The 19575-nt window shown below is 66.3% G+C and carries 21 protein-coding genes; 7 read left to right on the top strand and 14 right to left on the bottom strand.

What is annotated here, in order from left to right; all coding sequences use genetic code 11:
• Positions 1 to 98: 98 nt before the first annotated feature.
• Both HNE04_RS03245 and HNE04_RS03240 read left to right on the top strand, forming a co-directional pair.
• The gene (locus tag HNE04_RS03245; protein WP_172216668.1) at positions 99 to 1322 is read left to right on the top strand and encodes a helix-turn-helix domain-containing protein; all 1224 of its coding nucleotides are present in this window, start codon (positions 99 to 101) and stop codon (positions 1320 to 1322) included.
• Between the two features lie 9 nt (positions 1323 to 1331).
• Positions 1332 to 1982, top strand: coding sequence for a Vgb family protein (locus HNE04_RS03240; protein ID WP_172216666.1), 651 nt, complete (start codon positions 1332 to 1334; stop codon positions 1980 to 1982).
• Between the two features lie 4 nt (positions 1983 to 1986).
• On the opposite strand, the gene HNE04_RS03235 is transcribed toward HNE04_RS03240, so the two are convergent.
• The 3 genes from HNE04_RS03235 to HNE04_RS03225 are packed head-to-tail and all read right to left on the bottom strand — an operon-like array spanning position 1987 to position 4807.
• Positions 1987 to 2991 (bottom strand): Bug family tripartite tricarboxylate transporter substrate binding protein, encoded by a 1005-nt coding sequence (locus tag HNE04_RS03235; RefSeq protein WP_172216664.1) that lies wholly within the window; start codon positions 2989 to 2991, stop codon positions 1987 to 1989.
• A 42-nt stretch (positions 2992 to 3033) separates the two neighbouring features.
• Entirely contained in the window at positions 3034 to 4023 is a 990-nt protein-coding gene (locus tag HNE04_RS03230; RefSeq protein ID WP_172216663.1) for a tripartite tricarboxylate transporter substrate binding protein, read from the bottom strand.
• A gap of 31 nt (positions 4024 to 4054) precedes the next feature.
• On the bottom strand, positions 4055 to 4807 hold the full coding sequence (locus HNE04_RS03225; protein WP_172216661.1) for a GntR family transcriptional regulator: 753 nt from the start codon (positions 4805 to 4807) through the stop codon (positions 4055 to 4057).
• A 60-nt stretch (positions 4808 to 4867) separates the two neighbouring features.
• Here HNE04_RS03225 and HNE04_RS03220 point away from each other — a divergent pair, with 60 nt between their 5' ends.
• On the top strand, positions 4868 to 5650 hold the full coding sequence (locus HNE04_RS03220) for an amidohydrolase family protein (protein ID WP_235964723.1): 783 nt from the start codon (positions 4868 to 4870) through the stop codon (positions 5648 to 5650).
• Positions 5651 to 5668: 18 nt separating this feature from the next.
• Here the strand turns inward: HNE04_RS03220 and HNE04_RS03215 are convergent, their stop codons facing one another.
• Positions 5669 to 6487, bottom strand: a complete 819-nt coding sequence (locus tag HNE04_RS03215; RefSeq protein WP_172216657.1) for a class I SAM-dependent methyltransferase — start codon at positions 6485 to 6487, stop codon at positions 5669 to 5671.
• Entirely contained in the window at positions 6484 to 6870 is a 387-nt protein-coding gene (locus HNE04_RS03210; protein WP_172216656.1) for a cupin domain-containing protein, read from the bottom strand. Before HNE04_RS03210 ends, HNE04_RS03215 begins: the two co-directional genes overlap by 4 nt.
• A gap of 104 nt (positions 6871 to 6974) precedes the next feature.
• On the opposite strand from HNE04_RS03210, the gene HNE04_RS03205 reads away from it, so the two are divergent.
• Entirely contained in the window at positions 6975 to 10103 is a 3129-nt protein-coding gene (locus HNE04_RS03205) for an ATP-binding protein (RefSeq protein ID WP_172216654.1), read from the top strand.
• Positions 10104 to 10128: 25 nt separating this feature from the next.
• On the opposite strand, the gene HNE04_RS03200 is transcribed toward HNE04_RS03205, so the two are convergent.
• A complete protein-coding gene (locus HNE04_RS03200; protein WP_172216653.1) occupies positions 10129 to 10518 on the bottom strand; it encodes a RidA family protein in 390 nt (129 codons plus the stop codon).
• Positions 10519 to 10540: 22 nt separating this feature from the next.
• Positions 10541 to 10960, bottom strand: coding sequence for a cupin domain-containing protein (locus HNE04_RS03195; RefSeq protein WP_172216651.1), 420 nt, complete (start codon positions 10958 to 10960; stop codon positions 10541 to 10543).
• Positions 10961 to 11066: 106 nt separating this feature from the next.
• Here HNE04_RS03195 and HNE04_RS03190 point away from each other — a divergent pair, with 106 nt between their 5' ends.
• A complete protein-coding gene (locus HNE04_RS03190) occupies positions 11067 to 12644 on the top strand; it encodes a winged helix-turn-helix domain-containing tetratricopeptide repeat protein (RefSeq protein ID WP_172216650.1) in 1578 nt (525 codons plus the stop codon).
• Here HNE04_RS03190 and HNE04_RS03185 read toward each other — a convergent pair.
• The 3 genes from HNE04_RS03185 to HNE04_RS03175 form a co-directional block, all read right to left on the bottom strand.
• Positions 12601 to 14010, bottom strand: a complete 1410-nt coding sequence (locus tag HNE04_RS03185) for a hypothetical protein (protein ID WP_172216648.1) — start codon at positions 14008 to 14010, stop codon at positions 12601 to 12603. The genes HNE04_RS03190 and HNE04_RS03185 overlap by 44 nt on opposite strands.
• A 98-nt stretch (positions 14011 to 14108) precedes the next feature.
• Positions 14109 to 15281, bottom strand: coding sequence for an enolase C-terminal domain-like protein (locus HNE04_RS03180; RefSeq protein WP_172216646.1), 1173 nt, complete (start codon positions 15279 to 15281; stop codon positions 14109 to 14111).
• Positions 15282 to 15293: 12 nt separating this feature from the next.
• On the bottom strand, positions 15294 to 16280 hold the full coding sequence (locus HNE04_RS03175) for a Bug family tripartite tricarboxylate transporter substrate binding protein (protein ID WP_172216644.1): 987 nt from the start codon (positions 16278 to 16280) through the stop codon (positions 15294 to 15296).
• 128 nt (positions 16281 to 16408) lie between these two features.
• Between HNE04_RS03175 and HNE04_RS03170 the strand changes: the two genes are divergently transcribed.
• Together HNE04_RS03170 and HNE04_RS03165 are read left to right on the top strand one after the other, a co-directional pair.
• Complete coding sequence (locus tag HNE04_RS03170; RefSeq protein ID WP_172216642.1) at positions 16409 to 17134, top strand: GntR family transcriptional regulator; 726 nt, start codon at positions 16409 to 16411, stop codon at positions 17132 to 17134.
• 73 nt (positions 17135 to 17207) lie between these two features.
• Positions 17208 to 17432 carry a KTSC domain-containing protein gene (locus tag HNE04_RS03165; RefSeq protein WP_172216640.1) on the top strand — a complete coding sequence of 75 codons (225 nt, stop codon included), beginning with the start codon at positions 17208 to 17210 and terminating at the stop codon, positions 17430 to 17432.
• Here HNE04_RS03165 and HNE04_RS03160 read toward each other — a convergent pair.
• The 4 genes from HNE04_RS03160 to HNE04_RS03145 all read right to left on the bottom strand — a co-directional run bounded on the left by HNE04_RS03160 (position 17429) and on the right by HNE04_RS03145 (position 19541).
• Positions 17429 to 17875 (bottom strand): hypothetical protein, encoded by a 447-nt coding sequence (locus tag HNE04_RS03160; protein ID WP_172216638.1) that lies wholly within the window; start codon positions 17873 to 17875, stop codon positions 17429 to 17431. The genes HNE04_RS03165 and HNE04_RS03160 overlap by 4 nt on opposite strands.
• 11 nt (positions 17876 to 17886) lie before the next feature.
• Entirely contained in the window at positions 17887 to 18093 is a 207-nt protein-coding gene (locus HNE04_RS03155) for a hypothetical protein (protein WP_172216637.1), read from the bottom strand.
• A 112-nt stretch (positions 18094 to 18205) separates the two neighbouring features.
• The gene (locus HNE04_RS03150) at positions 18206 to 19090 is read right to left on the bottom strand and encodes an NAD(P)/FAD-dependent oxidoreductase (protein WP_172216636.1); all 885 of its coding nucleotides are present in this window, start codon (positions 19088 to 19090) and stop codon (positions 18206 to 18208) included.
• Positions 19080 to 19541 carry an Rrf2 family transcriptional regulator gene (locus HNE04_RS03145; RefSeq protein WP_172216634.1) on the bottom strand — a complete coding sequence of 154 codons (462 nt, stop codon included), beginning with the start codon at positions 19539 to 19541 and terminating at the stop codon, positions 19080 to 19082. The genes HNE04_RS03150 and HNE04_RS03145 overlap by 11 nt, the downstream gene beginning before the upstream one ends.
• Positions 19542 to 19575: the final 34 nt, after the last annotated feature.

Genomic DNA, 19575 nt, shown 5'->3' with positions numbered 1-19575 from the left:
TCCTTTCGTTGGTTGTCGATCAGGCGTGGGCTTATAGTAAAAACAAGCATGGGGAGAGTGAGAGTGACAAATGTGGCGGGATATTTGGCGAGGTGGGGATGGATTCGCTGATCACTGCCGCGGCGCGCGCGCTCGCGGCCGGTGATGTGCTCGGCGCGCTGAACCGCGTGGCTCTGCGCGACGACGCAGCCGCGCTCGCGCTTCGGGGCATCGCGATGGCGCGGCTCGGCGATCTCGTGCGGGCAAAGGCGCTGTTGCGAAGTGCCGCCCGCGCCTTCGGATCGAAAGAAGCCGTGGACCGCGCCCGGTGCGTGGTCGCCGAGGCCGAGATCGCGCTCGTCTCGCGCGACCTGGGCTGGCCGGCGAAGGCGCTGGACGCCGCAAGGGCGACGCTCGAAGCGCATGGCGACAAGGCCAACGCCGCTCATGCGGGACATCTCCAGGCCCGGCGCCTCTTGCTGATCGGCCAGCTCGACGAGGCCGAGCGGACGCTCGCCGGGCTCGATCCCACACCCTTGCCGCCGGCATCGAAGGTCGCCCATGCGCTGGTGGTTGCGGGGCTCGCGGTGCGGCGCCTGCACACGAAGACGGCGCGCGCTGCGCTCGCCGGGGCCGAGCTCGCCGCGCGCCAGGCAGGCATCCCCGCGCTGGCGGCGGAAGTGGCGAGCGCCTCGCGCGCTCTGGACGCGCCCGCGGCGCGCCTGATCTCGCGCGGCGAGGGGCGGGCCCTGCTGCTCGAAGAGGTGGAAGCGCTTCTCGCATCCGAGGCGTTCGTCGTGGACGCGTGCCGCTATGCGGTGCGCCGGGCAGGAGTGTCGGTGTCACTGGCAAGCCGGCCGGTGTTGTTTGCGCTGGCCCGCGCGTTGGGCGAGGCGTGGCCCGCCGACGTGCCGCGGGACACACTGGTCGCGCGGGCCTTCCGCGGCAAGGAAGCGGACGAGTCGTATCGAGCGCGGTTGCGGGTCGAGATGGGACGGCTTCGCACGCTGCTACAACCACTGGCAAGCGTGACGGCGACGAAGCAGGGCTTCGTGCTGGAGCCTCACCACGCGGCCGAGGTGGCCGTGCTGGCGCGGCCGATGGAAGGGGAGCATGGGGAGGTGCTCGCCTTCCTGGCCGACGGCGAGTCGTGGTCGAGCTCGGCCCTGGCGCTGGCACTGGGCGCCAGCCAGCGCACCGTGCAGCGTGCGCTGGAATCCCTGGCGGGGGCGGGCAAGGTGCAATGGTTGGGCCACGGGCGATCGCGTCGCTGGATGACGACGCCGACCGTGGCCGGATTCACGACGGCATTGTTACTCCCCGCTTCGCTGCCAGGTGAGTAGGATGGCGGCATGAAGCGACAAGCAGCCAAAATCGTGCGTGAATACGGGCCCTTTCCGGGTGTCGAGAAAGTGGGTGGCGTCACCTATGACGGCCGGCAGGTCTGGTTTGCCTCCGGGGACAAGCTGAACGCCCTCGATCCGGCGAGCGGACAGACGGTGCGCTCGATCGACGTCGCCGCGCATGCGGGCACGGCGTTCGACGGCCGGCACCTCTTCCAGATCGCGGAGGACCGCATCCAGAAGATCGACCCGGACACCGGCCGCGTACTCGCCACCATCCCCGCGCCGGGCGGTGGCGGCGACTCGGGGCTCGCGTGGGCGGAAGGGACCTTATGGGTGGGCCAGCACCGGGACCGCAAGATCCATCAGATCGATCCGCAGACAGGTGCCGTGCTTCGCACCATCGAATCCAACCGCTTCGTCACCGGCGTGAGCTGGGTCGATGGCGAGCTGTGGCACGCCACCTGGGAAGGCGACGAAAGCGAGTTGCGGCGGATCGATCCGCGGACCGGGGAAGTCCTGGAGGCCCTGGAGATGCCGGCCGGGGTGGGCATCTCCGGGCTCGAGTCCGACGGTGCAGAGCAGTTTTTTTGCGGCGGCGGCAATAGCGGGAAGGTGAGGGCCGTCCGCCGGCCAAAATCAGACATCCGTCCTGGCTAGGTGGTCAGGTGCCTTCCGGCTTGATCTGCGCGCGCGCGATCACTGGTTTCCAGCGCGCCTGCTCCTGACGGATGAAGGCGGCGAACTCGGCGCGGGTGCTGCCGACGGCAATCGCGGTCTCCTGTCCCAGTTTGTCGGCGACGGCCCTGGAGCGCGCAGCCTTCACGGCCTCGGCTTCGAGCTTGTCAAGGTGTTCTTTGGGAAGCTTGCTGGGTGCCATCAATCCGTACCATTGCGTCATCTCGAACCCCTTGTAGCCCTGTTCGGCTACCGTCGGGACGTCAGGCAACTGGGAAAGGCGCGTCGAACTGCCCGTGGCGATGCACCGCAGCTTTCCTGCCTTGATGAATTGCAGTAATGCCGGGGCGCCAACCGACGCCGCCTGCAACCGGCCCGCCATCAGGTCCGTGAGCATGGGGCCCGTGCCCCGATACGGCACATGGAGCATGAAAGATCCCGTCGCCAGCTTGAGGTACTCCATGGCCAGGTGGCCGGCGCTGCCATTGCCGGCCGAGCCGTAATTCAGCTGACCAGGCCTCGCCTTGGCGTACGCGACGAACTCCTTCAAGTCCTTCACGGGCAGATCCGGATGCACGACATAAAGGCTGGGCACCTTTGAGATGAGCGTGATCGGGGCGAAGTCCCGTTCGGCATCGTACGGGAGTTTGGGAAATATGTAGGGGTTCACGGCAAGGGTGCCGATGTGACCCAGGATGAGTGTGTGGCCGTCGGTGGAGTTCGCGACTTCCTGCATGGCGATGTTCCCGGCCGCGCCTGGCTTGTTGTCCACAAACACGTTCTGCCCGATGGTCTTGGCCATCTCGCCGGCGAGTGCTCGAGCCACGATCTCGGAGCTTCCGCCGGGTGCGAACGGCACCACCAGGCGTACCGGCTTTGTCGGCCAGGCCTCCGCGGCGCGTGCTGCGAATAGCGGGGAGAGCGAGAGTCCCGCCGCCGCGGCCTGGGTGATCCAGGTGCGCCGCGTAGTAGATTGATCTTCAAATTGCATGTCAAACCTCATTTCTTTCCGGGTTGGGTTAGGGGCGTCGAGTCACTCGATAGTGATGTTGCGGTCCTTGATCACCCGCGCCCACAGAGACATCTGGGCGCTGATGAATTGCTGGGCGGCGTCGGGCGTCGTTCGCTGGGGTTCGCCGCCAAGCTGAGCGATGCGTGCCTTGACGTCGGGCGCGTCGATGGCCTTGTGCAGCGCGGCGTTGAGCTTTTGCACCACTTGCTCAGGGGTGCCACTGGGCGCGAAGAGCGCGTTCCACTCATAGATATCGGCTCCCTGCAGACCTGATTCGGTCAAGGTGGGCACGTCCGGGAGCATGCTGGAACGTCTGGCGGAGGTGACGGCAAGTGCTCGCAGTTTGCCGGACTGCACATGCTGAAGGGTGGAAGCAAGATTGCCGAAGAAGAGCGGAACCTGCCCGCCGATCACATCGTTCAACGCCGGGCCACCTCCCTTGTAAGGAACGTGAACCATGTCGACCTTGGCTGCCGATTCGAACAGCGCCCCGGCGAGATGCTGGGCCGAGCCGTTGCCCGACGAGGCGTAGGAGACAGCGTCCTTGCGCGCACGCGCAAGCGCAGTGAGTTCGCCCACCGATTTCGCCGGGAACTGGGCATTCACCAGCACCACGTTCGGAAACTGCGCGACAAGGCCGATCGCGCGGAACGCCTTGCTGCTGTCGTAGGGCAGCTTGGGGTAGAGCGACGGATTGACTGCGAACGATGACGCGTCGAGCATCAGCGTATGACCATCCGGCGCGGCCTTGGCCACGAAGGAGGCCCCGATCTGTCCGCCTGCGCCGGGGCGGTTATCGACGATCACGTTCTGGCCGAGCGCTTCACCCATTTTGGGCGCGATCAGGCGAGCCATGGCGTCAGCGCCGCCGCCGGGCGGATAGGTCACCACGAGTGTGATGGGCTTCGCGGGCCAGGCTGTCGGCTGGGCGTTGGCTTGCGCCGCGGCCGCCAGGATGCCGATCGTGACGATGCCGGCGGCACGGCCGAGCGAAGAATAACGGGGCTTCATGGACTGTCTCCTGGAGAAGAAGTGAAGGGCCTCACCGCACGTGGGCCGTGTATTCGAAGTCAAACGCATCGCCGAGGGTGATGCGAAGCTCCACGCATCGGCCGGTGAGGTCATACGCCCGGCGCCGAACACGCACGCAGGGGTGGCCCTTCGTGAGTCCCAGCCGTCGGGCATTCGATGCGCCCAACGTGTCAAAGCTCAGCTGATCTTCGGCCTGGTGGACGACCACCCCGCATCGACGCTGGTACTCGGGGTAGAGAAGATCGCCCCAAGCTGCCGGATCCGAGCTTGCGAGCGGCTCGAACAGGGGCAGGGGCAGCATGATCGTCTCGAGCAGGCACGGCTGCCCGGCGATGCTGCGCAGGCGCTCCAGTGCCAGCACGGGCGCGTTTTCAGGGATCGTCAAGGCTTGAGAGGTGGCAGCATCGGCCGGTATCCGCTTGCGATTCAGGATGCGCGAGGTGGGCGCCTGCGATGAGTCGGCATGACGGAAACGGAAGAAGCGCAGCATCGACGCGCCGCCGAGCCCCGCTTTCACGAACGTGCCTTTGCCGTGCCGCCGTTCAAGCAGGCCCTGATCCACCAACAGCGCAATCGCCTGCCGGATCGTGCCCAGGGCGACGCCATAGGCGCGCGCCAGTTCAGCTTCAGCGGTGAGGGCTTGCCCCGGCTCCCATTGGCCCCGCAGGATGCGCGCGCGCAGGTCCGTCGCAAGCTCCGCATAGCGGCTCAGGCCGGGAATGGACGGCTCCACGTCGGCGGTGAATTGACTGCTTTGTTGCATCGACTAGACCTCTAGAGGACTAGAATGTACTGCATGCCGCCGAAATCGTCAAAAAACCTTTTGGTCGACTCTCACTTCCACCTCTTCGCAGCGGGCGAGGCGAGTCCCGGCGCACGGTATGTCCCCGCGTATGACGCGGATTTCCAGACCTGGCGGGCTGCCGCAAGCGCGGTAGGGGTGGGCCGAGGCGTACTCGTCCAACCCAGCTTTCTAGGCACCAACAACACCCGCCTGTGCGAAGAGCTGCGCAAGCACGCCGACACCTTGTGCGGGATCGCTGTAATCGATCCTGCCTGGTCAGCGGAGCAGTTGCGTCATCTTCAATCGTGCGGTGTGCGCGGAATTCGCCTCAATCTCTCCGGTGCCTCCCACGACCTGGGCGCATGGAACCATGCCACTTCGGTTTGGGACGAGATGTTCCTGCTGGACTGGCACGTGGAACTCCACACCGACGTGGGAGGCCTGCCGCATGTGCTGCGCCAACTCCCCAGGGGAATCCCGCTGGTCGTCGACCACATGAGCAAACCTGCCGCAGCCTCGGCTTCGGACCCGACGATCGGAATGCTGAGGGCGCGCGCTCGCCTGAACCCGGTGCACGTCAAGTTGAGCGGCGCATATCGCCTGGAAGGAAAAGACCCCCGCGCGGTGGGCAGGATCCTTCATGACGAGCTGGGTCCTCGGAGTTTGCTGTGGGGCAGCGACTGGCCCTGTACCAACTACGAAGCGCTCGCGGTATATCCAAGCTTGCTCGATGCGGTGTACGACTGGGTGGGAGAGGAAGCCGCCACCCTGGCGCTCACCAGCAATCCCGCGGCGCTCTACTGGGCTGGCTCGGGCCAGTAGAGTCGCAAAGGCGTACCGTCAGCCCACTTGCACCGTCACTCGCAGGAACGTCGCCGGGATCAACGCCGTGCCTGGGTACTGGCTCAGGTTCTGGCTTTCGAACAGCGTCACCAGCTCTTTGCGCAGCGCATCCGTCCGACCCTCCTTGGCGGCCGCGTCGAAGGCATTCATCGTGGGCCCGTAGAACTGCCGGAACGTGTCGACGAACTCCGCCGGTGACCCCTTGAAGTCGAACAGGTAGCTGTCCCGCTCACAGGTGATGCCCTCGTACGCGATGCCCGCCTCGCCGAAGCGTTCGATCACGTTGGTGGGCGAGCCCCAGGTCATCGGGCTGATGAAGCCTTCGGGCGGCGGCGGCGAGTAGGACGCGCTGATCTTCAGGATCTGCGCGACCAGCGTCGGGTCATTGGGGATCCAGTTGCCCATGATGATGCGGCCGCCGCGCTTGGTCACGCGAACCATCTCCCTGGCCACGTCGAAGGGCTTGGGGGCGAACATGGCGCCGAACATGCTGATGACGAGATCGAAGGTCTTGTTCTCGATACTGCCCAGGTCGCAGGCGTCGCCTTCCAAAAAATGGCAGGTCGCCGACAAGCCTTCCTGGGCCGCGCGCCGGTTGCCCGCGGCGACCAGGTTGCTTGCGATGTCCACGCCGAGCACATTGGCGCCCAGCTTCGCGGCCGGGATGGCCGTCGTGCCATCGCCGCATCCGAGGTCGAGAACTCTCATGCCGGGAGTGATGCCGGCTTGCCTGACGATGTCTTCCCCGTTTTCCCGCATGCTTTCGGCGATACGGGTGAAGTCGCCTTTTTCCCAGAGGGTCTTGTTCGGGTTCATGATTTCACCTTTTCGATCATGTGGTTGATAACGTGGCTGTGCTCGTGTTGAGGGCTGAACATCACGATCTCCGCGTCTGCGTCGACCTTGACGTTGTGACCGGGCGGCCAGTAGAAAAGGTCATTCGTCTTGACCGTCTCCTGCGCGCCGCCCTCATCGGTCGTCGTCAGCTGACCGTGCAAGACAAAGCCCCAGTGCGGGCACTGGCATGAATTGCCTTGCAGTCCCTGGAACAGCGGCGTGGTATCGACGCCTGCCGAGAGGCTGAAGTACTCCCCGCTGATTTTTCCCAGTCCGGTCGCGTCGCCAAAGTTCAGTTGCTGGCGGATCACCGCGCCCGGGATCTGCATCTTGACGTCTACGTCATCTTTAGCCATGCGCATGCTTGCTCTCCTAGAATCAGGCACCGGTTAGCGCCTGTGATGTCATGATCCACACCGGGTGTTCCTGAAACGTTCCCGGCGCGCGCCGGGAGAAAAGGATCGCGATGTCGCTTCAAATCCGGCTGCTCGGGCAGTTCCGCGTCAGCGTCGAGGGGGCGAAGTCGCCAGAGGAACAGCTCGGCCGCCGCGCCGCCGAGCTGATCCAACTGCTGAGCCTGCAGCCCGAGCGCAGCCTCATGAACGAGGAGGTGGTCGAGGCGCTGTGGCCCCACCTGGACCCGGATGCCGGCAGCGCCAACCTGCGCAAGGCGGCACATCACGCCCGGCAGTTCATCGATCAACCCGATGCGCTGGTGCTGCGCGGGGGCCGCGTCTTCCTGCTGCCCGACCGCAGCGTTGATTGCGATGCGGTGCGCTTCGAGCGCGCCGCCGACGATGCGCTGGCCGGCGGCGACGCGCAGTCGTGCAAGGCGGCGGCCGAACTCTATGGCGGCGAGCTGCTGCCCGAAGCCCGCTACGAACCCTGGACGGAGGCGCCGCGGCAGCGGCTGCGCGACAAGTACCTGCGGCTGCTGCGGCAGGCCGGCCAGCTGGAGCGGCTGGTTCAGGAAGATCCCACCGACGAGGCAGCCCACCTGCAACTCATGCGTGAGGAGCTTGCCGCCGGCCGCCGGTCTTCGGCGCTGCGCTGGTATGGCCACCTGCGCGACCACCTGCAGCAGTCCATGGGCCTGCGGCCCAGCCCGCAGGTGGAAGCGCTGTACCGCGAATGTGTCGCGGGGATGGAGGGCGCCGCGCCGCGCTTCGTCGGACGGGCGCTGGAACTGGTGCGTGTGCTGACGCTGCTGCGCGCGAGCCTTGCGGGCCGGCCGGGCGGGGCGGTGGTGCGCGCGCCGGCCGGTATGGGCAAGACCGCCTTCTGCCGCCGCGTGGCCGAGGAGGCTCGGGGCCTCGGCTGGCAGGTGCGTGCCATGCAGGCCAGCGACTGGACGCGGCCCTACGGGCTCACGGCCGATGTGGTGGAGCCGCTGCTGCGTGACGCCACCCCCGACGCGCTGGAGGCCATCGGCGCGCACGCCCAGACGGTGCTGGCCGCGATGAGTCCCGCCGCCGGGAGCGCGCCGCCGCTGGCGCTGCCGCTCGGGCGGCACCAGATGGTGGGCGCCGTGCGTCGCCTGTTGCTGGCCACCGCCGCCGGCAAGCCCGTGCTGGTGATCGTCGACGACGCGCACTCTGCCGACGACGCCAGCGCCGAGGTGCTGGTGCAGTTGGCGGCCAGCGGCCCGCCGGTGTTCGTGCTGCTCGCATGCCGGCCCACGCTGCCGGAGCTGCTGGGTCGCCACGTGTCGCGCATGCTGCGCTCGGGACAACTGGAGGCGATCGAGCTTGGGCCGCTGACCGAGGACGAAGCGGCGCTGCTGGCCACGCGGTCGTCCGCTGCACCGCTGCCGCCGGGTACGGCAGCAGGCATCGCGCGGCGGGCCGAGGGCCTTCCGTTTGCGGTGGTCGAACTTGCGCACGCGGCACCCGCGTCAGGCGATGCTGCCAGCCCGGACTTGCCGCGCAGCGTGTCGGCGGCGCTGGCCGAACGCCTGTGCGACGTGGATGAGGGTGCGATGGAGGGACTGCGCCGGCTGGCGCTCGCGGCCGAGGACTTCGACGTCGCTACCGCCGTTGCGCTTGCCGTGGACGAAGGCCACGATCCGCTGGCCCGGCTGGACCGGGCGCTCAGCGCCGGCGTGCTGGTGGTGACGGACGGCCGCTACCGCTTCCGCCATGCGCTGGTGCGGCAGGCGCTGGTCGACGGCGTCACGCCACATCGGCGCGTGGCCCTGCATCGCGACGTGGCGACGCGGCTGGACGGTGCCGGCGCCGCGCCGGGATTGGTCGGCCAGCACTGGCTGGCCGCGGGCGATCCCGACAAGGCGGTGCCGCCCTCGCTGGCCGCAGCGCGCCAGGCGTTCCGCCTCGGCGCCTTCGAGGACGTGCTGCGCCACGTCGAGCCGCTGCTCGCGCATCGCCCGGCGCAGCCGGAAGCGCTGGCGCTGCGCGCCGAGGCCATGGACGCCCTGGCTCGCCCGGGCACCCTGTTCGCCTATGACGCCGCCGCGGACGTCGCACCCGAGGCCCAGGCCCACGAGTTGCGCGCCAAGCGGGCGCTGGCGCAGGTGAAGATGAGCGACCCGCCGGGCGCCCTGAAGTACCTGGAGAACGTGCATCCGACGACCGTCGCGGGCCGTTTGGCCGAAGCCCTGGCCTACAGCGGCGCCGCGGCGCTGGGCTTCGGCGATCCGGCCGAAGGCACGCGCCGCGCGGCCGAGGTGCGCCGCCTCGCATTGGAGACCGGCGACGAGGGCACGCTGGTGATCGCCTCCTGGGCGCAGGCAGCGGCCGCGCACGCGCGCGGCGACCTGCACGGCAGCGTGTGGGCCGACCTGAAGGAGACCAGCCACCTGCCGCACCTTGCGACGCGGGTGTTCGACGGCCACTTGTGCATCACGCAGCGCTTCCTCTACGGTTCGCGTCCGTACGCCGACGTGATCTCGTTCGCCGACTCGCTGGCCGCCGAGGCGCAGCGGCTCGGCGCCGCGCGCGGCCATGCTTTCGCCGTGACCTTGCGTGGCGAGGCCAAGCTGCTCAGCGGCCAGCTCGACGCGGCCGAGCAAGACCTGGTCGCCGGCGGCCGGCTGCATCGGGCCATCGGCGGCGCGACGGGTGAAGCCTTGTCGCTGCAGCGCCGTTCCGAGCTCGCCATGTACCGCGGCCAGCCGGACCTGGCGCGCGGCCTCCTGGATGAAGCGCTGGACGTGGCGCGCCAGTCCGACGTCGGCTTCCATCTGCTGGACCGCATCTACGGCACCCGCATCGCCATCACGACCGATCCGGATGCCGCCCTGGGCGTGCTGGAAGAGGCCGAGGCCGCCGTGCGCGGCCCGCTGGAGACCTGCCCCGGCTGCCGCATCACCTTCGCCATTCCCGCCACCATCGCGGCCGCCAGGGCTCGCGAGATGGACCTGGCCGCCGGCCATCAGCGGCTATCCGAATTCCTGGCCAACGTGGTGATGAAGCTGCCCGCCTGGTATGCCGCGCTGCATGAGGCGCGGGCGCATGTCGCGCTGGCCGCGGGCGAGCGCTCGGCCGCCCGCGAGGGCTTCGCCGCCGCTGCGCAAGGCTTCCGCGGCGCCGGGCACCCGCTGGACGAGGCCCGCTGTCGCGAGCTCGCCAATCGTTGATCGCCTGCAGGTGCGGCGTGACGGCTCAGCGTTGTTGGACTCGCGCAATGGCATCGATTTCCACCAGGGCCCCCAGGGGCAAGCGTGAAACCTCGACACATGCCCGGGCCGGAAAGCTATCGGGGAAGTAGCGCGAGTACACGGCATTGAAGGCTGAAAAATCGTCCATGTCCGTCAGGTAGACCGTGGCGCGGATCACGGATTCGAGTGTGCTTCCAGCTGCCAGCAGGATGGACTTGACGTTACGGAGCGCCTGCTCCGCCTGGGCGGCCGCATTGTCGCCGACGAGCGTGCCGGTGCGTGGGTCAAGTGCCACCTGACCCGATGTAAAAACCCACCCGTCCACGGTCACGCCTTGTGAATAGGGACCTACCGCAGCGGGTGCGTGCTCAGTATGAACAATCGACTTTTGCATTTGAACCTCCACATTCTCTTGGTCAAAGGATTCGGTCGTCGAGGTCGGGTCGCATTTGAACGCTCTCTATGGCCGTCGGCTCATTTCGCGCGCCAATGAAAACGGCCGGCTGATTCGCACTTCGGTTCACAGCCACGTGCGGCACTAGCGGCGGGATGAACAAGAAGTCGCCGGGGCGAGCTACGGCGAAATGCTCCAGGTGCTCGCCGCTCCAGAGTTCCACCCGCTCGCCGCTGACCAGATAAAACGCCGACTCGTGGGTCTTGTGGACATGCGCTTTGGTTCGCTCCCCGGGGGGCAGGGTGACGAGCCCCAGAAAAAGCGCTTTTGCGTTGGCGGTTTCCGCGCTGATGCCAGGTGCGTAGACAGTACCTTGTACGCTGCGGAACGGCTCGCTCCCACGGACCACTTGTGCAATCTTGCTCTTGGGGCTTGTCGTCATGGCGAACACCTTCGGTGATGGGTAGGCTTTCAGCCTAGGTCAAGCCTCGCGGCCAGTCTTGAAGGAATGCCGAAAAACTCCGAAATGTGCGCCCCTACAATCTTGTATGGCTGAAGAGTGCTTCGAGCTGGGGCCCTTTACGCTCGATGCGGGGCGGGCCATTCTGTTGCGGGACGGCACCCCTGTTTCGCTGGGTCACCGTGCGGCCGCCGTTCTGGTTGCATTGGTGCGTGCCAATGGTCGCGTTCTGAGCAAGGCCGAACTGATCGACGCCGCTTGGCCGGACGCAGTGGTCGAGGAAAGCAACCTCTCGGTGCAGATCTCTGCGCTTCGGCGCGTGCTGGGCACAACCGAAAACGGTGGCGATTTCATCGCAACGGTGTCGCGAATCGGCTACCGGTTCTGCTTTCCCGTTTCAGTCCAGCCGCCGGCGTTCGACATCGACCCAGGGTCGTCCATTGTCGTGCTTCCCCTGCTGAACCTTACGGGCAACCCCGAGCAGGAGTATGTTGCCGACGGCATCACGGAAGACATCATGATGGCGTTGTCTCGCTTCAGGTGGTTTCAGGTGATCGGTCGAAGCGCAAGCTTTGCATTCAAGGGCGATCGCCTGCCAACGCGCGAGGTCGCCGGAAAACTCGGTGTTCGGTACGCGCTCGAAGGCAGCTTGCGCAAATCGGCTGACGGACTCGCCATCGCTGTACAGCTCACCGATGCGCCTACCGAGACGCAACTTTGGTCGGCGCGCTACGAGCTCGCGGCGGGCGACCTGGGCAACGTCCACGACACCATCGCGCACCAAGTGGCGGGAGCGGTCGAGCCTGAACTGCTCAAGAGTTCTTCGTCCCAGGTCCAAGCGGGTGGGACCGCAACAGCCACCGCCAGAGACCTGGTGCATCGCGGCACCTGGCTCTTCCATCAAGTCACGCGCTCCGGACATCTGCAGGCGCGCGACTTGTTTCGTGAGGCATGCCACCGGGACCCAGCGTCTGGCCAAGCACACTTCTGGCTTGCGCGGGTAAGTGCGGGCATTGTTGCTTACGGCTGGAGCGACGCGCCCGAACGCGACTTGCGCGAAGGCCTGGAAGCAGCGGCGGGCGCGATCCGCTTGGACGGTAAGAATCCTTATGCACACTACGCGGTCGCTATTACGAGCGTGTATGCGCAGCGCTTCGATACGGCAATCCGCGCTGCTACCGTCGCGGCTGAGCTGGCCCCGGGCTTTGCGCTCGGTCACCTCGTGCTGGGTATGGCTCGGCTCTTCTCTGGGGACGCACCCGGAGCTCAGGCCGCGTTGACCCGCGGCCTGCATTTGAATGCGTTCGATCCGCAGAATTTCGTGTGGTACGTCACGCTGGCCTATGCACACCTGTTCGCGGGAAATCCGGTTAGCGCACTGCAATGCGCCCGCAGCGCCCAGGGGGTCCGACCGGACTGGGCGCCGGCGCTGCAATGCGAAGTCTGTTGCCACGTGGCGTTGCAGGACGAGAAGGCGGCAGGTCGGTGCTCTCTGCGACTGGCTTCACTTGATCGACCAAGCGACGCTACCGCCGGAGACGCCCTCAGGTTGCTTTGGGAATGTCAGCCTCAGTGGGGGAAGCAACTTCGCGACTGGTTGGGCGTCGCCGCCAGTCGCGGTTCTAGCCCGCGCGGCATCTGGAAACCTGCTTCGCGTGATCGTTGACGTCGGCGTCGTCCGCCCGATCGTCGTCTTCAGCTTCGTCGTGCGCCCGGCCGCCCTTGTGCAGCTTGAGTTGGGTGATCTGGGTGGACCAGACGTCGCGCGCGGATGGCCATTCCTGGAATGTCCAGAAGGTGAGGGGATGCCTGGGGTCCACGACGGTCGCGCTGTAGTCGCCCCAACGGGCAACAGGCGCGCCGCCCGTCACCTCGTAAGGCGCCACGCCGGACTTGAGCAGGAGCGGCTCGCCGAAGGTCGTGACGTTGTTGACCGTGGTGCCTGCCACCGCATAGGCACTCACAAACTGGCTCGGCCCGGATTCGTTGAAGCCGATCACGACGTCGTTGCAGGCATTCACCGCGATCGAACCCATGAACACGTCACGGATCGGGTCGGCGATCAGGCCTTCCTGGAGCACGGCGTTGGTTTGGGCGTCGATCGCGAACCAGCGCAGCGCCGCGCGGCCCAGATTGGCCACGGTCTGCACGCCCCAGAGGACCGCGTTCCGCATGACGACGCTCGAGGCGAACATGGGCGAACTCGTGAAAATGCCGATCCCGGATTCCGGCTGCAGCGCGCCCTGGTTGCCCAGCCCCTGGTACGGCGTGACCGGAATGAATCCGGCCGACGCATCCAGCACCGGCGCAGTGATGGGGCCCGTGACGCTCCAGCGGCGGAACACGGTGCCTTCCACGTCCCAAGGGCCGAGCAGGGGCTCCGGCAACGCCACATTGTCCAGGCTGACGATGGGCTGCAATTTGGTGCCGAGCGGCGTCAGGAGATCAGTACTTTGCACGAGCACGGCATGGGCAACGGACGGCGGATCGGCCAGAAGGTCACTTTTCGGCACTACCAGCACGGTGCCGTTGGTGAAGACGAAAACGCCGTCGCGATCGATCCCGAGCGTCGGAAAATCCACGAAGGTGCCGACCGGGCCGGCAAACGGAATCGTGAAGCCTGCCCAGCCCTTCGTGGGGTCCGGGCCCTTCGACACGCCGACCAGCAGGTCGTCCGGACCGTTCCCGAAGTTGAACGAAGGCGTCGACGCGAACCAGCGCTGGCTGAACGGATCGAACAATATCCGCGGATCGGCCAACCGTCCCCGAACAGTTGCACCGGCCGCGGCCCAGAACTGATCGAGCGAGGCGGATTGCACACGCCTGCCGTTCTTCAGGTAAACCGCGTACTGGCCGTTGAGGAGCTCGACTATGTGGCGCCGACCCACAGCGCCATCGGTGTCCGGGGGAACGTCTGAACTGTCGATGCCGTAGGTACTGCCGGTGAAGTTGGCGCCTGTCCGCAGCTGTGGCGCCGCGGCGTTGCTGGTGGCGGCGAGAGCCACGAACATGAAGGCGCCGATCAGTTTCAACAGCGTTCGCATAGGGGCTCCTTCGCGGCTTCCCGTGCCTGAAGAAATTCTATGGCGACGAAGACACCGACAGGCTGAAGCCCAGCAGGAAGGAAAATTCAGTCCCCGAGCAATTTCGCGATGAACGGCGCCAACTCTGCCTTTTCTTCCAGCCCGAAGCCGGGCGCGTCGCTCGGCCTTACCGCGCTGTTTTGCAGCCGGCACTGCGGTGAGTAGCCGCCGAAGGGCTGGAACACGCCGGGGTAGGCCTCGCAGCCGCCCAGTCCCAGGCCCACCACGATGTGCAGGTTGATCAGGTGGCCGCCATGGGGATAAGCCTGCTTGCGGCTGAAGCCGTGCTGTTCCAGCAGTGCCAGCATGCCCGCGTATTCCGTCAATCCATACGAGAGCCCTGCATCCATCTGGAAGATATCGCGGCCGGGGCGCATGCCACCGAACCGCAGCAGGTTCAGCGTGTCGACGCGGGAGAACAGGTTCTCGCCGGTCGCCACCGGACTGGTGACGGCTTCGACCGCACGGCGGTTCAAATCGAAATCGAGCGGATCGCCGATCTCCTCGAACCAGCGCAGGCCATAGGGCGTCATCGCCTTGCCGTAGGCCACGGCCGTTTCGTAGTCGAAACGGCCGTTGGCGTCGACGGCCAGGCGGCTGCCATCGCCGTCCACCACTTCGAGCGCTTCCTCGATGCGGCGCATGTCCTGCGCTATCGGTGCGCCGCCGATCTTCATCTTGAAGGCGTTGAAACCCATGTCGCGGTAGCGCCGAAGCTCATCGCCCAGGCCCTTCTGCTTGCCGGCGGCGTAGTAATAGCCCCCGGCGGCGTACACATCGACCGGGTCGGTCATGGGCACAAGGCCATGGGCGCGCGCGATGGTGGCGTACGCGGGCTCGCCCGCCAGCTTGGCATTCAGGTCCCACACCGCCAGCTCGATGGCGGCTGCCGCACCGGCCCGGTCGCCGTGGCCGCCGGGCTTTTCGTTGCGCATGGCCGCGGCCAGTACTTTGGCGGGTGAGAAGGCGGACCGGTTGTCGTCCAGCAGCGTGTCGGGAGGCGCCGCCAGCATCCGGGGAATCATCCGGTCGCGAAGGATGCCGCCCTGGGCGAAGCGCCCGATGGAATTGAACGCCAGCCCGGTGACCGGCTTGCCGTTGCGGATGATGTCCGTCACGACGCAGACGAGCGAGACGTCGTGGTCGGAGAAATTGACGACGGCGTTGGCGACGTCGCCCTCGAGGCGAACAGCGAGTTCGCGGATTTCGGTAATGCGCATGGAATTGGCCGCTTATTCGACGGCGATGGAGCCCGTCTTGATCACGGCGCCCCATTTCTTCAGCTCGCTGTCGAGGTAGGTGGCGAAGTCTTCGGGGCTGCCGCCCACGGGCAGCATGCCCAGCGTGGCGAAGCGCGCCTTGACCTCGTCGGTGGCCATGACCTTCTTCAGGTCGGCATTGATCTTGTTGCGGATCGCCGGGTCGAGCCCCTTGGGTGCCACGATGCCCAGCCAGCCCAGCACGTCGAAGCCGGGGTAGCCGCTCTCGGCCAGCGTCGGAATATCCGGCAGGGAGGGTACCCGTTTGGGCGTGGACACGGCCAGGACCCGCGCCTTGCCGGAGGCGATAAACGGCAGCACGCCGGGCTGCGAATCGAACAGCGCGTCGATCTGGCCGCCGAACATGTCGGTGTACGCAGGGGCGGAGCCGCGGTACGGCACATGCAGGATGTGGACGCCGGCGCGCTGCTTGAACATCTCCATCGTCAGGTGCTGGGTGGATCCGGCGCCACCGGAGCCGTAACTCAGCTTGCCGGGCGCAGCCTTCGCGCCCGCCACAAACTCGGCCACGGTCTTGTATTTCGACTCCGCCGGCACCACCAGCAACTGCGCGACCCCGGCCACATTCATGATGGGCGTGAAGTCCTTGCGCGGGTCGTAGCCCGTGTTCTTGTAGAGATTGGGTGCGATGGCCATGGGGCCGCTCGATCCCAGCAACAGCGTGTAGCCGTCGGCCGCGGCTGCGGCGGCGATCTTGCTGCCCACCGTGCCTCCGGAGCCGCCCTTGTTGTCGACGATGACAGCCTTGCCCCACAGCTTGGTGAGGCCGTCGGCCAGTACCCGCGCCAGGACGTCGCCCGACTGGCCGGGCGTGAACGGAACGATGATGGTGACGGGCTTGGTGGGGAAGTTATCGGCCGCACCTTGCGCCAGGGCCGGCGAAGGCAGCGCCAGGACGGCGGCCAGGGAGTGAATCAACAGGGATCTGCGAGGGAGCATGAAGTCGTATCCTTGAATAAATACCGTCTATTTATATGTTGGTACATATACTAAGGCGCGGGCCTTACCGCTGTCAAGCAACGGGTTGTTAGACTTGCCCGCATCTCCCTCGCACAGGCGCCTATATCGTGACCGTTACCCGCTACCAGCAGATCGCCCAGCACCTGGTCGGCAAGGTCACCTCGGGCGAGTTGCCGGTCGGCGCTTTGCTGCCGACCGAATTGCAGTTGATGGACGAGTACGGCGCCAGCCGCAACACCATCCGCGCAGCCTTGAAGGAAATGCAGGAGATGGGGCTGGTATCGCGGCGCCGCAACCGCGGCACCATGGTCGAAGCGCTGCCTGCGGTGGGCTCATTCACGCAGTCGCTGGCCACCCTGGACGATCTGGTGTCGCTCGCGCAGACGGCGCAGCGCAAGATCGAGGAAACCGGGCACGTGGTTCTGGACGTGGCAACGGCGCGCGAACTGGGGTGTCCGCCCGGCTCGCGATGGATCCACATCGGCCTGACCCGGCGCGAGGAGGGCGCCGCTTTGCCCCTGGGCTGGACCGATGCTTTCGTCGATACCCACTACGAGGGCTTGCCCAAGCTTGCCGCGAAGTATCCCGGCAAGCTGTTTTGCGACCTGATCGAGGAAACCTACGGCCGCCGCATCGGCACCGTGGAGCAGACCGTCTCCGCCTGCGCGGTGGAGGGCGAAATTGCGCGGCGGCTGCGGGCTGAGGACGGATCCACCGGCCTCAAGGTCTTGCGAAAATACCGCGATCCCGCCAGCGCCGTCGTGCTGGTGACGCGCTCCGTCTATCCCAGGGGCCGCTACTCACTGACGACGACGATGGTGCGCTCGCGCTAGGCTCCCCGCGTTGTAAACTGGGGCACAGGCAGCTTCCATGCACTCTGGTAGCTGTTCGCGGGAGTCGCCAATCATGCTCACGAAGGTATTCACAAGCGGTCGCATCAAGAAGGCGGAGTACGACCCCGCGCCGCGGCAGCTGGATCTGCACTGGGAAAACAAGTCCATCCTGGCGTACAAGCATGTTCCGGAAGAGGTGTACCGGCGGCTTTGCAGCGCACCGAACCCGGCGACCTACTGGGAGGACCGGATCGCGGACGAATATCCCAAGGGCACTCCGATGACGCGAACGCCTTAGGGCTGCGTTTCCGGCGCCACCCGCCGGTAGTGGACCCGGTGGCCGCGAATGTGGTCGATGCCAAGAAATTCGTCGTTGCTTTCGAAGGAAATCTGGAAGGTGGCAAACGGCAGGTTCAGGCGCGAAGGCGGTTCGCCGTTCATCAGCGTGTACTTGCGCTTCAGGTTGGTGCCGTCGTAGAGCCAGGTTCCCTCATGGTCGTACTGGGTAACGGCGCCGGCTCCATCAACGACCCGAACCCTTTCGCGAAACGAACCGTCCAGCTGGAGCGTCAGGATGCGCCGTGCTTTCATGCCGTGCATCGCGTACTCCCTCAGCCACGTGCCCTGCAGTTGCTGCTCGACGTTTCGCGGGTCGGCCGGCGAGTCTTCGCAGGTCGACAGCATCGCGCCCAGCGCAACCAGGCCGGGCGCCCAAAACCTCAGGAACGATGTGCCGGGCATGGGGGACATTGTCAATGCAGGTCGCCGGCCTCCACCGCAGGGGCGGCAAGCTCGCGGCCTATCATCGCTCGGGCATACAAGTAGTCGTTGCGGGCGCTCTCGCTCAGGCCATCCAGGTCCACCCGGCCCCTGTCATCGCAAGGGAAGGCGTACCCGGGTCCGTTCTCGAACAGCGATTTGAAACGCAGCAGATAGGGGCTGGGTCTGGTCTGGATCATTTTGGCACCTCCTCCGCCTTCTGGGCCGGTTACTGCTTCAACGGGGAGCAGGGCAGGGAAGATGACGGCTTCACGCAAAGGCCGCGTGAAGACTGTGACACATTTGTTCACACTACGGCTCGAAAATCAGCGAGCGGTGCGCGGCCGAACCCGCTACGGCGCCGTCTCCCACGGCGACCGCAATATTGCCAGCCGCTCGGGCGAGGTCCCCGCAGGCGAACACGCCCGGGACGGTGGTCTCTTGTTGCGCACCAGTCTTTACGAAGGGGCCCAGTGGGCCGTGATCGAATTCGCAACCGAGCTGCTCAGCCAGTGGGCTGGCAGGTTGCGTGAGGCTGGCCGTGAAAATACCGTCCAGTTCAACCTCCCGCTGTCCCTCCAGCTGTATTGCCGCGCGCCCCGCCACCCGGACCACTCGTGCGCGCTCGATCCTCACGCCGCGCGCCGCTAATGCTTGCTCCTGATCGGCGTCCAGCGTCAGCGCGTCGTTCAAGAACAGGGTGACCGCTCCCCAGTCCGGCAGCAGCATAGCCTGGTGGATGGACACCGGCCCCACTGCCAACACGCCGATGTGGCCGTTTCGGAGCTCATAGCCGTGGCAGTAGGGGCAATGGAACACCGATTTGCCCCAGCGTTCGCGCAGCCCCGGCACGTCCGGCAGTTGATCGGCCACGCCTGTGGCAAGAACGATTCGCCTCGAGCGCTGCGCCCCCTGGTCGGTGACTACCTCGAACGACTTTCCGCTCCTGCGGACGGCGTGCGCCGCGCCCTCCAGCCACCGCACGGCCGGATACCTCAGCAGCTGGCGCTTGGCTTCCGCGTGGATTTCGGACGGGGGCCGTCCGTCCTGAGCCAGAAAACCATGCGAGACCTGCGCAAAACGATTCCTGCGCAGGCCACTGTCGATCACGGCGACCTGCCTCCTGGCCCGCGCCAGTTGCAGCGCTGCGGACAGCCCGGCGAAACTTCCACCAACGACGACTGCGTCAAATTCCATGTGATATCTCCTCGAGGCTGTGGTGGCCGCTGGCCATGCGACGGTGGAAATCCTTCGACAGCGCCGAGAGAGTGACCGTGCCCAGGCGCGCCAGGAGGAGTTCTTCCGCCTGGCGGTAGGCGTCTTCCAGCGCGGCATTCACCGCCTGTTCGACCAGGCAGGTCGGGTTCTGCTCGCGATGGCCCACAGCCAGCAGATCGGGCGAGCCCACGGCCTCGTGGATGTCTCGCAGGGTGACGTGCTCCAGGGGACAGGAAAGCACCCAGCCACCCCCGTGGCCTTTCGCCGATGCCACAAACCCGGCATCGCGCAGCCCGGCCATCAGTCGCCGCACCACCACAGGGTTGGTGTGCATGGCGGCAGCCAGGGACTCGGAAGTTGCCGGGCCATCCAACTCGGCCATGTGCAGCAGGCAATGCAGCACACCGGATAATCGACTGTCTCGTTTCATGCAACAACTGTAGTTGCATGATGGAGACCTTGCC

The sequence above is a fragment of the Caenimonas soli genome (assembly GCF_013155545.1).
In the GTDB taxonomy this organism is placed as follows: domain Bacteria; phylum Pseudomonadota; class Gammaproteobacteria; order Burkholderiales; family Burkholderiaceae_C; genus Ramlibacter; species Ramlibacter soli.
This window is presented reverse-complemented; position numbering and strand designations above follow the sequence as displayed.